Here is a 15,270-nt window from a genome sequence, read left to right as displayed (position 1 = left end):
GAAGCTACGTGTGCCAAAGCCTGGGTTGGAAGAATATCACCAATTGCGTAATATCCCGGAACCGAAGTTTCGTACCACTCGTTTACCAATACCCGGCCTTTGTCAGTTTGGATCCCCACTTCTTCAAATCCCTGTCCTTCAATATTCGCAGAAATTCCTACAGCAGAAAGTAAAATATCAGCTTCAAGCGTAATGTTTCCGTTCGCAGTTTTCACATTAGCTTTTACGCCAGTGCCGCTGGTGTCAACACTTTCCACAGAAGCATTGGTCATAATCTCAATTCCTGATTTTTTCAGGGATTTTTCCAGGTGTTTTGAAATTTCTTCATCTTCTACCGGAACAATGTTCGGCATGAATTCAACAACAGTGACTTTTGTCCCCATTGAATTGTAGAAATCTGCAAACTCAACCCCGATTGCACCTGAGCCTACTACAATCATAGATTTTGGCTGTGACGGAAGATTCAGCGCCTGTCGGTATCCGATTACTTTCACACCATCCTGCGGAAGGTTCGGAAGTTCTCTTGACCTTGCGCCGGTCGCAATGATGATATGTTCACCGGAATATTCAGTAGTTTTTCCGTCTTTATCGGTTACAGCAACTTTTTTGCCTTTCTGAACTTTAGCGGTTCCCATAATGACATCAATTTTGTTTTTCTTCATCAGAAAAGAAATTCCGCCGCTCATTTTGGTCGCTACGCCTCTGCTTCGCTGGATTACTTTAGAAAAATCGAATCCTGGATTTTCAACCTTATTTAAGCCATACTCTTCTGCATGTTTTAAATAATTGAAAACGTGTGCCGATTTCAGGAGCGCTTTGGTCGGGATACAACCCCAGTTAAGGCAGATGCCGCCTAAATTTTCCTTTTCGATAATGGCGGTTTTAAAACCTAACTGTGCAGCTCTGATGGCCGTTACATATCCACCGGGACCACTTCCGATGACAATAATATCGTAGTTCATGTGCTAAAAAATTTAGTGCGAATTTACGTAAAATTTCTGAGTGTTTCAGGTCCTTACCGCACACAATTTCGATTATTGAAGATGCATCAGTTTTTAGCCAGCCATTCTTTTAACTCGGCGATTTCCGTGTTTTGGGTTTTTACAATATCCTTACAAAGCTGAAGGAGTTCTTTTTCTTTACCGTATTTAAGGTAAACCTTTGCCATATCTACGGCGCTCTGATGATGCGGAATCATTTGCTGGGCGTAATCTTTATCAATATTGTTATGAATCTGAATGTTTTTATCCATCATGGCTGCCATCGACCGGTTAAGTTCCTGAACAAATTCTTTGCTGTCCGGAGATGCTTCCTTGCGGTCTTCAAATTTTTTCATCAGCTGCACCTCTTTGTTTTGAGCCTCGATGACCTTGCGTGCAAAGTTTTTTAATTCTTCATTCTTCCCTTTTTCCAGAAGCAATTCTGACATTTCTACGGCGCCATCGTGATGTTCAGTCATCATTTTGGAAAAATCTGCATCATTATTTCCGGTGATTTCGTTGCCATGCATTTCGTCCATCATTTCATCCATCACAGCAAGAATTTCATTGCTTTTTTCGTTAATGCTTTCAGTTTTCTGGGGCTGTTCTGTAGCCGTATTACTTGTTTGGGTTTCTGTTTTGCTGCATGAAACTGTTAAAAACGCGGCAAACAGTGGAATCAATAATTTTTTCATCATATTTAATTTTGAAGGATACATGCAAGAATAGTGCACAAAAAAAGCAAACCGAAGTCTGCTTTTTATATTCAAAGTTTTAGCGCTTAAATCTTAGGAAATTCAGCCGGATTAATCTCGTGGAACATGGCATAAATCTTTTCAACCATATCATCGGCACTTGGCTTGCTGAAATAATCGCCGTCGCTTGCATACGCCGGCCGGTGATTTTCAGCACAAATGGTTACCGGATCTGAATCGAGATATCTGAAAGCCTTTTGTTTTTCGAGGATTTGCTGCATAATAAAAGCTGAAGTTCCGCCTTCCACATCTTCATCAATTACGACCAAACGGTTGGTTTTCTTTACACTTTGCGCTATTTCGTGGCTTAAATCGAAAGGAATTAAAGACTGAACATCGATCACTTCGGCAGAAATACCAATTTTTCCGAGTTCTTCAGCGGCTTCCATCACGATTCTCCATGTTGATCCGTAGGTTACTAAAGTAACATCACTACCTTCTTTAGTGACTTCAATTTTCCCGACAGGAACAGTAAATTCTCCTAAGTTATCAGGCTGTTTTTCTTTAAGTCGGTAACCATTCAGACATTCTACAATCACAGCCGGCTCGTCGCTCTGCAGCATGGTATTATAAAATCCTGCGGCTTTGGTTAAATTTCTTGGAACGAGCACCAGAATACCTTTGGAAAGATTGATGATTCCTGCCATCGGTGATCCCGAATGCCAAACACCCTCGAGTCTGTGACCACGGGTTCTGATGATCACCGGCGCTTTCTGTCCGCCTTTCGTACGGTACTGAACCGTAGCAAGATCATCGCTCATCCCCTGGAGACAATACAGAATATAATCCAGATACTGGATTTCTGCAATCGGTCTTAAACCGCGCATGGCCATCCCAATTCCCTGACCGAGAATGGTAGCTTCACGGATACCGGTATCGGCTACGCGAAGTTCGCCATATTTTTCCTGAAGTCCTTCGAGGCCCTGGTTTACATCGCCGATATTTCCTGCATCTTCACCAAACACTAAGGTTTCAGGATATTTTGAGAAAATTTTATCGAAATTGTTTCTTACGACTACCCTGCCGTCCACTGTTTCTGAAGTTTCAGAAAAAACCGGCGGAATTTCTTTTACATTCGTTGATTTCCATTCGGACTGTGAATATAAATGCGAAGAATAATTATCTTTTTCAACCGCAAAGATTTCCTGATATTTCTGTTGAAGCGCATCTCTTTCAGCAGACTGGCTGGCTCTGGTGAGTAAAAGTGATTTTCTAACCAAATGGAAAATATCTCTCTTCGCTACCGAAATTATTTTGCCGAATTTTTCAAGTTCAGCAGAAATCTCAGTATTTTGGGATTCTAACTGACGAACCAGTTGAAGCACTTCTTCTTTTAAATCTAAAATCGTTTTCTGGTAGTTGTCCCAGGCTTTTTTCTGACCAGCCTTTACAATCCTTTTGGCTTCTTCGTTAATAAGATCAAGTTCTTCAGCGGTTGCCAACTGTTCTTCTTTACCTTCAATTTCAATGGAATAATTAAGAATCCATTCTCTGAATTTAGTTAACCCGTCGAATTCCCCTTCCCACTTCAGACGTTCTTCATTTTTATATCTTTCGTGCGAACCTGATGTAGAGTGTCCCTGAGGCTGTGTTACTTCCACCACATGCACCACCACCGGAACACTTTCCGTTCTGGCGAAATGCTCTGCCCGTGCATAGGCATCCAGAAGCGATGGGTAATCCCATGCTTTCACCTGAATGATTTCGCAACCCTGATGCTGTCCTTCAGTTCTCTGGAAACCTGAAAGCATTTCAGAGATATCTGCTTTAGCACGCTGATTCTGTGTTGGCACCGAAATTCCGTAGCCGTCGTCCCAAATAGAAACAATCATCGGAACCTGAAGTGCACAGGCTGCATTGAGCGTTTCCCAGAAGTGACCCTCTGCAGTAGAAGCATCACCAATGGTTCCGAAAGCAACTTCATTCCCTTCGTTGGAAAATTTTTCGGATCCTTCAAATTTTACTGACTTATACACCTTGGAAGCCATTGCTAAACCTAAAAGTCTTGGCATTTGTCCTGCAGTAGGCGAAATATCTGAAGAGATGTTTTTTTGCTGCATTAAATTCTTCCAGCTGCCATCTTCATTTAAACTTCTGGTGGCGTAGTGACCGTTCATCTGGCGTCCTGCTGAAGCCGGCTCGCGTTCGATACTGGTATCTGCATAAAGCTGGGCGAAAAAACTTTCAACGCTTACCGCATCAATGGCCATAGCGAAAGTCTGGTCGCGGTAGTAACCTGAGCGGAAATCTCCGTTTTTGAAGACTTTAGCCATCGCCAGCTGCGGAAGCTCTTTACCGTCACCAAAAATACCGAATTTGGCTTTACCGGTTAAAACCTCGCGTCTTCCTAAATAAGACATTTCGCGGGAGATTCTTCCTAGTTTATAATCTTCTAAAATCTGGTTTTTAAAATCCTGAAAAGAAATCTGTTGGGTTTCTATATAGGTCGCTTCCATAAATAAAGGGGTATTTTACAAAGGTACGAAAATAAAGAAACTTCGGAAGAAGAGCAAACGCAGGCCTTTTTATTTCTTTACCTATAGATATAAAAGATTCTTCCGCGAAATCGCGGAAGAACCAAACACAAATGATGAAAAAAAAAATATTTAGTTTAGGGGGTTACTTTCGTGGTGGCGGCAAAATCTCCCCATCAACTAACGTAGATTCGGGAGCACCTGGCTCTACCTTTATTGGATTGTCCGTATTTTTGTCAAATGAATTATTTGACGAATCCTGTACTTTCTTCAGGGTTTCAATCTCTTCCTGTGAGAAAACATCGTCTGCCTGTCTGCACGAGTGTAATGAAATGGCAGTAAATAAAACTGCTGATATAAAAGCTAATTTTTTCATTCGTTTAATTTTTACAAATGTATCCCCAGAAGAGAATATAAAACAAGTTTACAAACCGTTAGTTTATAAAAAAAAGCAGGTATATTATAAAATTCCTGCTGTAATTTTAAAAAAATTACAGTATTATTGTAAAGAATTCGTTCACTAATAAAAATATATCACTATTAATCAATTAGTAAGGTTTCATGCAGTTGAAAAACATCTTCGCAACTATTTTTCTTTTTACCGCAATTATTTTTTCGCATTTCTCTGCGCAAAATATCTCAAAATCCAATTTGAGCAACGAGGAAATTGAAAAGAGGATCGATGAAAACAGTGGTAATCCTGCACAAATGTGGGAACTTATCAATTTCTATATTTCTAAATCCAAAAAAGAACAAAACAACGAGGCGTTATTTTATGCTTACCGCTATGCAAGTATGGCGAGCAATTATCCTTCAAATATAAAATATGCAGACAGTGCCTTAACAACAGCTAAAAAATCTGAAATAAAAAAAATAGTCATCGATGCATACCTCAATCATGGGAATATCAATATGGCTGAAGAGTTTTATGAAAAAGCTCTTGATGACATATTGGTGGCAAATAAACTATCCCAGGAATATGGAAATGATTATATATATAATAAAACTATATACATCATGGCTCAAAACAAGATTTATCTTGGCCAATATGAAGATGCTAAAAAGGAATTAGTAATATGTTTGAAGTTTTTCAAAGCAAATTTACATGATAAAAGTGCGTTAGGAAAAAACTATGAAATGTATTACATCTATTCCCTTATGAGTCTTATAGACTGTAATATAAAACTGGGAAAATTCGATGAAAATAAGGCACTGTTAAAAGAAGCTTTCGGCTATATAAATGAAAACAAATTAGATCAGTACATTCCGTATTTCATTACTTCTGAAGGAATGACATCCTATTATTCTAAAGATTACAACACTGCAATTTCCAAATTTTCTGAAGCCATTAGACTATATAATGACCAGTGGGAACATAATACCGAAGTTTTTTATTTAGGACTTTCTTACTGGCATATTGGCAAAGAGAGGCTGGCCATTAAATATTTAGAGGAAATCGATAAGCATTACGAAAAAACAAAAAAGCTGGATCCACAATTCAGGTCAGCCTACGAGATTCTCATTAAATACTACAACTCCACCGGCGACACAAAAAAACAGCTGGAATATATCAACAAACTGATGTTCCTGGACCGTTCCTACGAAAAAAATTATAAATACCTCTACCAAAGAATTGTAAAAGAATACGACACCAAAAAATTAGTCGCCGAAAAAAACAGAATCGAAAATACACTTCAGAAACAGCGAATTATCTTCGCAGCCATATTTTTATCCCTGCTTACTGGATTTCTATTTTTCGGATTCAGGATTTACCGGGAAAAACAGAATTATAAAAAGAGGTTTGAAGAGATTATCGCCCGCCAGAACAGTAACGAGGATCATACTGAAAATGTTATAACATTCGAAAATGGTATAGCCAAAACACCAAAATTCGATTACGATTTCTACAACAAAATTCCGGGTCTGAACCCCATTTTTGTTGAAAACATCTTAAAGCAGCTTGAAACCTTCGAAAAAGAAGAAAAGTTTCTTGATCCACAGATTTCGCAAAAAACGCTGAGTGAAGAATTAGGCACCAATTCAACTTACTTCTCCAAAATCATCAACACCTACAAAGGCAAAAACTTCACGCTTTACATCAATGATCTTCGGTTAGATTATATTATTGACCGTCTGAAAAATGATGTAAAATATATTAATCTCGATGTAAAAGAGCTTGCTGCGATCGCAGGATTCTCGAGTACCGACAATTTTTCCGACAATTTCCGCAGGAAATTCGATCTGAAACCTTCTGTCTTTATCAAAATGATGAAGGAAAAACTGTAAATTCCTGTATTAAAGTTCAAAAAATTGAAAACAAAAAAAACGGCGCCAAATTAATTTGGTGCCGTTTTCTGTAAAACGTAAAATTTAAAATTATAAAATCAATTTTTAAGGTTAGCAGTAAGGTCTAAATCTGATTCTTTAATAAATGCATCAATAATTTTAAATGCTCTCTGTTCATCCTTCAGGTTTACCATTAATTTTATGGTGTTCGCCGTAGGTGTAGTCGTAAATGACATGTATTTATCGTTTAAAAACGAAATGATTTTGGCCGCATCCAAACGGGATTTTACCAGTTGAATTTCTGATGGACTCTCGCTTTCAAACACCGATACTCTTGTTTCTCTTTCCATAATCTCTTCATTTAGAGCTATAAATATAACTAAAATTTCTTAAAGAGAATGTTAAGTTTTTATTAAATTTATTATTCAGTACCTAAGATTATATTTTATTTACGCTGGCCGCAATTTTATCAAGCGCAATCTGGATTTCTTCCTTAGTCACATTAAGATGCGGACGGAACCGTATCGACTGGTCGCCACAAGCCAGTATAATTAAACCGTCATCATACAGTATTTCGCGCATTCTGTCACGTGCAGCACCATCCGGCAGATTGATGGCACACATCAAACCGCGGCCTCTCGCAGCCGAAATTTTATCCGGGAACTGCTGCTGAAGTTTTTTAAGTCCTTCCAGAAGATACTCGCCTACCACTTTTGCGTTTTCTACAAGATTTTCTTTTTCAATCACTTCCATGGTCAGCTTGAAGCGCATCATGTCCACGAAATTACCGCCAAAGGTTGAATTGATGCGGGAGCTTTCTCTGAAAACGTTGTTCGGAATTTCATCAAATTTTTCCTTGTTCGCCAAAACACCACAAACCTGGGTTTTCTTTCCGAAAGAAATAATATCAGGTTTCGCAGTGAAATGCTGGAACGCCCACATTTTTCCTGTAATGCCGATACCCGTTTGCACCTCATCGAAAATCAGCAAAATTTCATTCTCGTCGCAGAGATTTCTTAAACCTTGGAAAAATTCATCCCGGAAATGATGATCACCACCTTCAGCCTGAATCGGCTCAATAATAATACAGGCCACCTGATCAGGATTGCTGAGGATGGCTTCCTGAATATGCAGCAAAGCCAGTTGTTCATGCTTAATAGTTTCCTCTAAATTTTCTTCGGTAATGGGGAAATTCAGATGCGGATTTAGGATTCTCGGCCAGTTAAACTTTGGAAAATACTGATATTTTCTTGGGTCTGAAGTATTGGTTAAACTTAAAGTATAACCGCTTCTGCCGTGAAATGCCTGCTTGAAATGGATGCATATTCCGGCTTCAGTGTCCAGCCCTTTTTCGAAGTTTTTTCTCGTTTTCCAGTCGAAGCAGGCTTTCATTGCATTTTCTACTGCCATGGTTCCGCCTTCAATAAAAAAGGTGTACTGAAGTTCTTCAGGAATAGCAACTCTTGAGAATACCTCCATGAAATCTGCAAACTCCTGGGAATAAACATCAGCCAAAGTTGGTTTGTTTACCGCCATTTTGCCGAGCCAGGCAGATTTTTCAACAAGATAAGGGTGGTTGTACCCAATCGACGCCGACCCGAACATCGAGAACATATCGAGATATTCCTTTCCTGTATTCCGGTCATGAATCCAGCTTCCGTGAGATTTTTCAATGTCCATTACAAAATCGAAACCGTCGGCGAGCATGTGTTTCGAAAGCGTTTCCTTTACTTTATTTGTTATTTGCGGTTGAGGTGCAATTGCGTTCATATTAATACTGTGATTTAGTGTTGGTTAAGGTTAAAATTTAAATTGCGTCGGTTTTAAAGATCGAACTTAATTCCCTGTGCAAGCGGCAGACTGGTGGTATAATTAATGGTGTTGGTCTGGCGGCGCATGTAATATTTCCATACATCCGAACCGGACTCGCGGCCGCCACCTGTTTCTTTTTCACCACCGAAAGCACCGCCGATTTCAGCGCCGGAGGTTCCGATGTTTACGTTTGCAATGCCACAGTCGGATCCTGCCTGGGAAAGGAAAAGTTCAGCTTCGCGGAGATTCTGCGTCATGATTGCAGAACTTAATCCCTGCGGAACATCGTTTTGTAAAGCGATGGCTTCATCGAGTGTTTTGTATTTAATAAGGTATAAAATTGGTGCGAAGGTTTCGTGCTGCACGATTTCATAAGAATTTTCAACTTTAGCGATGCACGGTTTTACGTAACAGCCGGAGCTATAATCTTCGCCTTCCAACAGACCGCCTTCTACCGCAAATTTTCCTCCTTCTTTCTTACATTTTTCAATGGAGTTGAGATATTGTGCAACAGCATCTTTATCAATCAGCGGTCCTACATGATTGTTTTCATCGAGTGGATTGCCGATTTTAAGCTGTCCGTAAGCTTTCACCAAACGGTTTTTCACTTCATCATACACCGATTCGTGAATAATCAAACGTCTTGTAGACGTGCATCGCTGTCCGGCAGTTCCCACTGCACCGAAAACAGCCCCGATTACCGACATATCCAGATCGGCATTTTCGGTAATGATGATGGCATTGTTACCTCCCAATTCAAGGATTGATTTGCCGAATCTTTCTGCCACATTCTTTCCAACGATACGTCCTACGCGCGTAGAACCTGTAAAAGAAACGAGGGCGATATTTTTATCATTTACGAGCTGTTCACCAATTTTATGATCGCCTACGATCATCGATGAAATTCCTTCCGGAAGGTTATTTTCCTTTAAAACTTCAGAAATAATATTCTGGCAGGCGATGGCGCAGAGCGGTGTTTTTTCTGAAGGCTTCCACACGGTGACGTTCCCGCAGATCCACGAAAGTGCTGTATTCCAGGACCAAACTGCTACCGGAAAGTTGAAGGCGGAAATTATCCCGACAATTCCCAGCGGGTGATACTGCTCGTACATTCGGTGGCCCGGTCTTTCGCTGTGCATGGTGTAACCGTGGAGCTGTCTGGATAAACCAACCGCGAAATCGCAGATATCGATCATTTCCTGAACTTCGCCTAAACCTTCCTGCAGAGATTTTCCCATTTCATAAGAAACCAACTTTCCGAGATCATCCTTATACTCACGGAGTTTAAGACCAAACTGACGTACCAGTTCGCCCCTTTTGGGTGACGGCATCATGCGGAATTCCTTATAGGCAGCCTTCGCAGTTTCGATGACTTTGGTATAATCTTCCGCACTTGCGGTTTTTATTTCTGCGATAAGTTTTCCGTCTGTAGGAGAGTAACTTTCGAGCATATCCCCAGAGGCAAAGTAGCTGCCGCCGGAAGAGACGCCGTTATTCTGCTGAGATATTCCTAAGTTTTCAAGTGATTTTTCAGTACCGTAATCGGTGGTTTTACTGGACATAAATATTAATTTGAGTTGCCTTTAAAGATAGGGTTTTTAGCTAAATCTGAAAAACTTTTAACAATTTTAATCAGGAATACCAATGAATCTGATTTAACTCATTGCCATGTTTTGAACAGGTGGCAAAGAAAATGTTTATTTTTGCTCAAATTGTTAATATGGAAAATCGGCAACCTGTAAATAACGGAAATTCTAAATTTAAATTATGGTTTAAGCGTGTCGGAATCGGCGGTTTAATATTTTTTACCCTCAAGGGAATTGTATGGCTTTTTGTCTTTTATTTCGGTGCCGAAATGTTTCAGGAATGCGCTTCAAAATAAATTTATCCATATCTTAGATAAAGGAAATCTGTTGAACAGCTCCGTTAAAATATAAAAACAGGAACTGAAACGGGAATGTCACTTTAAAATTTTCTCAAAAGCCCTGCGCGCCGAACCACGGAAATAAACTTCACCGCAATACGTGTATCCGAGCTTTTCAAGAATCCTAAGCATTGCCGTATTATCGAAATTCGTATCAACTTTTATACTGAAAACACCGTTCTGACGGGAGTATTCTTTAATCCTTCTGAAAATCTCCGTTGCAAAGCCTTTTCCGGCAGCCTCATCAGACACCGCAACACGGTGTATCACATTGAAATCAGCGTCTGAAAGCCACTTACCTTCAATAGCTTCGTAAGCAGGTTCGTCATTATAAATTACCGCGGCATACGCCACAACCGCATTGTTCTCCGTAAGTACATATCCGATTCCGTGCGCAATATCGCGCTCCACCGTTTCGGGATTGGGATAGCCGTCCTGCCACTGCCTCGAACCGTCATTTTTCCGCCGCCGAATGGCCTGCTGAAGTATCTGCCATATTTGCCCTGCATCTTCAGGTGTCGCCTTCCGGAAATTGATTTCTGAATTCATTGTTTGCTGATGATGTACCACAGATTGGGTGGTGTTCTGCGTAATCCAGGCTTTTTTGGTAATCGAGTATTCCACATTATTCCTGTCCGGTTCGCCGTGGTAAGCGACTATAATTTCACCTTTCAGTTCTGCGCCCAGTCTTTCCATGGCCTTGCGGGAGCGCCAGTTTTCAGCTCCGACATGAAATTTTACCAAATCTACATACTGGAAAATATAATCAAGCATCAATTTCTTGGCCTGAGGATTGAGTCTGGAACCCCAAAATTTCGTTCCGTAAAAAGTATAGCCCACAAAAACTGAACGTGCCTCTTCATTATAATCATAAAACCGTGTACTACCGGCCACTTCCCCACTTTCTTTATCAAGAATAAGAAATGCGCCACTCGACATCATCGCTCCTTCAAAGAAATTACGGAACGGTTCCCTTTCACAGCGGTTTTTGTTCGGATGCTGTGCCCAGATTTCCGGATCTGAAGCCACCTTATAAAGCCGTTCAAAATCCGATTCCTGAAGAGGCTGGAGACGAACTTTCGAATTCTCCAAAGTAGGTTGAAGTGAAAACATATAAGCCGTTTTATAAATAATAAAAAGATGTTAAGTATTTTTGCAGAAAGTAAAGTTAATGAAAAGAAAAAAAATACAGCGGCATTTTTATTTCAGATTGATCGCTGTTGCAGTGGTCGTGGCATTTTTATCTGCGGTTTTGGCTTTTTCACTTAAACTTCTGACAGAATATTTTCAGCATCACATTTTTCAATTCGCTTCGGAAAAAAATCCTCTGCTTTTTATCGTTCTACCCACGGTTGGGATTACCTATATTTATTTTTCTCGGAAATATCTATTTAAAAACCGTAAGAATAAGGGAATTGCGGAAATTTACAAAACGATAGACCAGCGAAAAGAACATCTTCCGTTTTTCAAGATTCCATCACATTATTTAAATGGCTTTCTTACTGTTATTTTCGGAGGGTCCACTGGGATTGAAGTTTCTACTGTGGTTGCTGCGGCAACGGTTGGAAATTCAGTATATAATAAAAGTTTTTCTGCCAACATATATAAACTAGAACTTATTGGTGCGGGAGTATGCGCAGGGGTTGCAGTACTTTTTAACAGTCCGGTTGCAGGCTGGCTTTTTGCATTTGAGGTCATTGCTCGGAAATTCAACCGGTCACTTTTTCTGAGTTTTACAGCGGCAGCGATGGTAGCATGGGGTTTTCTTTATCTTTTTCCCGCAGAACCTATTCTTCCCCTACAAGTGCAGGACTGGCAGTGGATCGCCTTACCTTTCATCGTTATTCTTAGCCTGCTTTCGGGATTACTTTCGGCGTATTTTACACTTTTGGTGATCCACATCAAAGATTTTTTCGCAGGAATTCACAACAATTTTATCCGTGTGAATCTGGGCGCGCTGGCTGTGGGTACGCTAATCTGTTTCTTTCCTTTTCTGTATGGCGACAGCTATCATTCGCTGACCGATATTTTTCAGCAGCCCCAGGGTTATTCCGTTCTTTTTTTGTTCGGACTTGCTTTGCTTAAACCCGTGGCTTCATCACTGACTCTAGGCGCCGGTGGTGACGGTGGTGTGTTCGCGCCGAGCATTGTTGCAGGGGCATATCTGGGACTGGGGTTTGCGATGGTTTGCAATACCCTATTCGGAACCTCACTCATTTACATCAACTTCGCATTGATTGGGGCAGCTGCCACATTATCAACGTCGATCTATGCACCATTCACTGCACTTTTTCTCGTTTGCAACATGGTGCCAGGTGGATTCGCATTAACTGTTCCCATACTTTTAGCCTGCCTGATTTCTAAATATTTCACAAAGAGTTTTATTCTTCCTTACAACGTATACACCTATTTCACCGAGAACAGCAGTCCGTCAAAATCAGTATAATTTAAAAAAGTATCGCCTTTTCCAGTTCCAGCAGTTTCTGTTTGCGCCAGATGCCGCCGCCATATCCGGTGAGCGTTCCGGTGGTGCCTATGACTCGGTGACAAGGGATGATGATGGAAATTTTGTTGAGACCATTGGCATTTGCCACGGCCCTCACCGCTTTGGGATTGCCCAGAATATTCGCCTGTTCCTGGTAACTTCTCGTTGTTCCGTAGGGAATTTTACGAAGCACTTCCCAGACACTTTTCTGAAAATCAGTCCCCACGGGCGATAGGGGAACATTAAAATCCTTGCGTGTTCCTTCGAAATATTCAGCAAGTTCTTTTTCTAAAGTTTTGAAGTGCGGATTTTCACCCTGAATGATGTTGGCATTAAAATGTTTCGAAATCTCTTTCAGTTCCGTGGGCAGTGCTTTCCTGTCGGAAAACTCAAGCATACAGATTCCGTGTTCATCAGCGCAGGCGATCATGGTTCCGAGCGGTGTTTCGATTCTTTTTAAATCTACCACTTTTTCACTTTTCGAATGCTTTGGTGAAACGCCAAAGATATTTTTAAAACTTTCATTAAAACCACTCAGGCTCTCATAACCGCTTTCGAAGGCTGTGTCGGTCACATTCCCGCCCAAATTCAGTTTCTTAAAAGCTGAATTCAGCTTAAACATCCGCTGGAACGCATGAAACGTCATGCCATGGTGCTTCATGAACCAACGGCGGACGGTTGCAGGCTCCAGACCTCTTTTCACCAGATCATAATCCCTGAATTTCAGAGAAGGATCCGCCTCCAGTTCGTTCAGCAAATGCTGAATCCCTTCAGGCGTTTCATCCGGATTCTCAAGGGGTTTGCAGACTTTGCAGGGCCTGTACCCCTTCAGGATTGCATCTTTGGTATTGGTGAAAAACTCTACATTTTCAAACTTCGGTTTGCGCGCCGTGCAGGTAGGCCGGCAGAAAATCCCGGTGGTTTTCACGCCCATCCAGAAAACGCCTTGGAATTCGGGATTTTTGTCGACAGAAGCCTGATACATTATTTCGTTAGAAAGTTCCATTTTGTAAATTTATAGCAAATTTAGGTCGGTATGAAAGATTTTACAACCGAAAAATTGACAGGTATTTTTTGTTGCTGAATAAAAAAAATGTCTCAAAAGATTGAGACATTCAGTTTATTTCCTGCGGGTGTCCGTAAACTCATAAGAGTCGTTGTTCATCCCGACACTGATACTTTGGGATTTGAATTTTATCTGGTTTTCATTGAGCACAGAATAAGTATACACATCTGTTTTCCCTGATTCTTCATGATATTCGTAGAATTTATTTCCTTCGATCCACCAGTTTCCGGTTTCCTGAGTTTCCTGAGTTCTGCCGTTTTGGGTAAAAACAAAGTCTAAAATGAAAGTGCCGTCTGCATTCCGTGTCATATTCCATTTTTTCTCCACGCCGTCAATTTGCTGATCTTTTTCGGAGCCGGACCAAACGCCAACCAAGCGGTTATCGATTTTCTTTCCGTTTTCTAATGTTGTCATCTGGGTGGAACATGAAATGGCGAAAATCATCATCAAAACAACCAGCAAACCCCAGTTTAAAATTTTCTTCATATTTATTACTAATTATTTCTTTGCCGCAGCGTCACGTTCGATCTGGCGGATTTCTTTCAGCTTTTCAACCACTTTGGTAACGGTCTCAGGATTTGCAGCTTTTACGGGAACGGTCACTTTGGTCTGGTCCCATTTCACCACCATATCCACTGCATTATCGTCCACAGGATTAAGTTCGATGCCGAACCACTCCTGCTTCTCCGACAATTTCTGTACGGGCACGGTAATGTCGGTTACATTAAGTTTTTCGTCGTAGGCGTATGCTCCCCACTGCTGGGCATCTTTGTTCAGGATGACTTTCCACTCCTTCTCTGCCGGAATTACAAACAAACCGTAAGATCCTGCGGGCACTGTTTTTCCGCCGAAATTTACTGCCTGCCCAAAGGTAATTTTAGTCGCGCCATTGGCACCGGCTCTCCACACCTTATTATAGGGTACAAGATCACCGAAAATCTTCCGCCCTTTTACTCCGGGTCTTCCGTAATCCACTGAAATTTTAGTGGTAGAAAACTGCTGTTCCACCGTTTGTCTCGGACTGGCAGCCGGAAGCGTGTGCTGAGCATAGGCAAAAAAGGTTGAGGAAATAAAAGCTGCAATCAATAGTTTTTTCATTCTTATAATTTTTTTTAAAGATAGAAAATTATCGGTAAACGAAAACATATCTTTAAAAGCTTGTCGTAGGGTCAACAAATATTTATTCATTTTTCCTTAAACCCGGTTTCAGGAATTCGGTATATTCCTTTTTAACAGTTTCCGGTTACACTACCGTAAGGGCTTCTGCGTGGGAAACATGTCGTATTCTACAGACATTTGTTCTTCTTTTTTTCATCGCCCTATGTTTATTCCAATATTATAAAAATTTTCACGATGTTGTAAAAGATTTTTTGAAACATATTAAAGCATTATTTACGGAACTTCATGCGGACTTATCAGACTTCCTAACCAACAAACGCGCCCAATCCGGACGCGTTTTTGTATAATTAGGTCTTGATTACATCTGTT

The 15,270-nt window shown here is 40.7% G+C and carries 13 protein-coding genes; 3 read left to right on the top strand and 10 right to left on the bottom strand.

What is annotated here, in order from left to right:
• The 3 genes from V5N63_RS05620 to V5N63_RS05610 all read right to left on the bottom strand — a co-directional run.
• Window positions 1-962, bottom strand: a 962-nt coding sequence (locus tag V5N63_RS05620; protein WP_332033167.1) for an FAD-dependent oxidoreductase, incomplete at its 3' end; no start/stop codon positions are given.
• 86 nt (window positions 963-1,048) lie between these two features.
• Window positions 1,049-1,678 carry a DUF305 domain-containing protein gene (locus tag V5N63_RS05615; RefSeq protein WP_332033166.1) on the bottom strand — a complete coding sequence of 210 codons (630 nt, stop codon included), beginning with the start codon at window positions 1,676-1,678 and terminating at the stop codon, window positions 1,049-1,051.
• Window positions 1,679-1,761: 83 nt separating this feature from the next.
• Window positions 1,762-4,191, bottom strand: coding sequence for an alpha-ketoacid dehydrogenase subunit alpha/beta (locus V5N63_RS05610; protein WP_332033165.1), 2,430 nt, complete (start codon window positions 4,189-4,191; stop codon window positions 1,762-1,764).
• A gap of 131 nt (window positions 4,192-4,322) precedes the next feature.
• On the opposite strand from V5N63_RS05610, the gene V5N63_RS05605 reads away from it, so the two are divergent.
• Both V5N63_RS05605 and V5N63_RS05600 read left to right on the top strand, forming a co-directional pair.
• Window positions 4,323-4,733 (top strand): hypothetical protein, encoded by a 411-nt coding sequence (locus V5N63_RS05605; protein WP_332033164.1) that lies wholly within the window; start codon window positions 4,323-4,325, stop codon window positions 4,731-4,733.
• A 127-nt stretch (window positions 4,734-4,860) separates the two neighbouring features.
• Window positions 4,861-6,495, top strand: coding sequence for a helix-turn-helix domain-containing protein (locus V5N63_RS05600; RefSeq protein WP_332033163.1), 1,635 nt, complete (start codon window positions 4,861-4,863; stop codon window positions 6,493-6,495).
• A 98-nt stretch (window positions 6,496-6,593) separates the two neighbouring features.
• Here V5N63_RS05600 and V5N63_RS05595 read toward each other — a convergent pair whose 3' ends face one another.
• The 4 genes from V5N63_RS05595 to V5N63_RS05580 all read right to left on the bottom strand — a co-directional run bounded on the left by V5N63_RS05595 (window position 6,594) and on the right by V5N63_RS05580 (window position 11,344).
• Window positions 6,594-6,845, bottom strand: coding sequence for a DUF2007 domain-containing protein (locus V5N63_RS05595; protein WP_332033162.1), 252 nt, complete (start codon window positions 6,843-6,845; stop codon window positions 6,594-6,596).
• Between the two features lie 88 nt (window positions 6,846-6,933).
• Entirely contained in the window at window positions 6,934-8,265 is a 1,332-nt protein-coding gene (gene lat, locus V5N63_RS05590) for an L-lysine 6-transaminase (protein WP_332033161.1), read from the bottom strand.
• 53 nt (window positions 8,266-8,318) lie between these two features.
• Window positions 8,319-9,869 carry an L-piperidine-6-carboxylate dehydrogenase gene (amaB, locus tag V5N63_RS05585; RefSeq protein ID WP_332033160.1) on the bottom strand — a complete coding sequence of 517 codons (1,551 nt, stop codon included), beginning with the start codon at window positions 9,867-9,869 and terminating at the stop codon, window positions 8,319-8,321.
• A gap of 398 nt (window positions 9,870-10,267) precedes the next feature.
• The gene (locus tag V5N63_RS05580; RefSeq protein WP_332033159.1) at window positions 10,268-11,344 is read right to left on the bottom strand and encodes a GNAT family N-acetyltransferase; all 1,077 of its coding nucleotides are present in this window, start codon (window positions 11,342-11,344) and stop codon (window positions 10,268-10,270) included.
• Between the two features lie 58 nt (window positions 11,345-11,402).
• On the opposite strand from V5N63_RS05580, the gene V5N63_RS05575 reads away from it, so the two are divergent.
• Window positions 11,403-12,677, top strand: coding sequence for a chloride channel protein (locus tag V5N63_RS05575; protein ID WP_332033158.1), 1,275 nt, complete (start codon window positions 11,403-11,405; stop codon window positions 12,675-12,677).
• Between the two features lies 1 nt (window position 12,678).
• Here V5N63_RS05575 and V5N63_RS05570 read toward each other — a convergent pair whose 3' ends face one another.
• From V5N63_RS05570 to V5N63_RS05560, 3 genes are all read right to left on the bottom strand, one after another.
• Window positions 12,679-13,722, bottom strand: coding sequence for a bifunctional transcriptional activator/DNA repair enzyme AdaA (locus V5N63_RS05570; RefSeq protein ID WP_332033157.1), 1,044 nt, complete (start codon window positions 13,720-13,722; stop codon window positions 12,679-12,681).
• Window positions 13,723-13,836: 114 nt separating this feature from the next.
• On the bottom strand, window positions 13,837-14,268 hold the full coding sequence (locus V5N63_RS05565; protein ID WP_332033156.1) for a lipocalin family protein: 432 nt from the start codon (window positions 14,266-14,268) through the stop codon (window positions 13,837-13,839).
• Window positions 14,269-14,280: 12 nt separating this feature from the next.
• Window positions 14,281-14,880, bottom strand: a complete 600-nt coding sequence (locus tag V5N63_RS05560) for a DUF2911 domain-containing protein (protein ID WP_332033155.1) — start codon at window positions 14,878-14,880, stop codon at window positions 14,281-14,283.
• Window positions 14,881-15,270 lie beyond the last annotated feature (390 nt).

This window comes from Kaistella sp. (genome assembly GCF_032060305.1).
GTDB classification, from domain to species: domain Bacteria; phylum Bacteroidota; class Bacteroidia; order Flavobacteriales; family Weeksellaceae; genus Kaistella; species Kaistella yananensis.
This window is presented reverse-complemented; position numbering and strand designations above follow the sequence as displayed.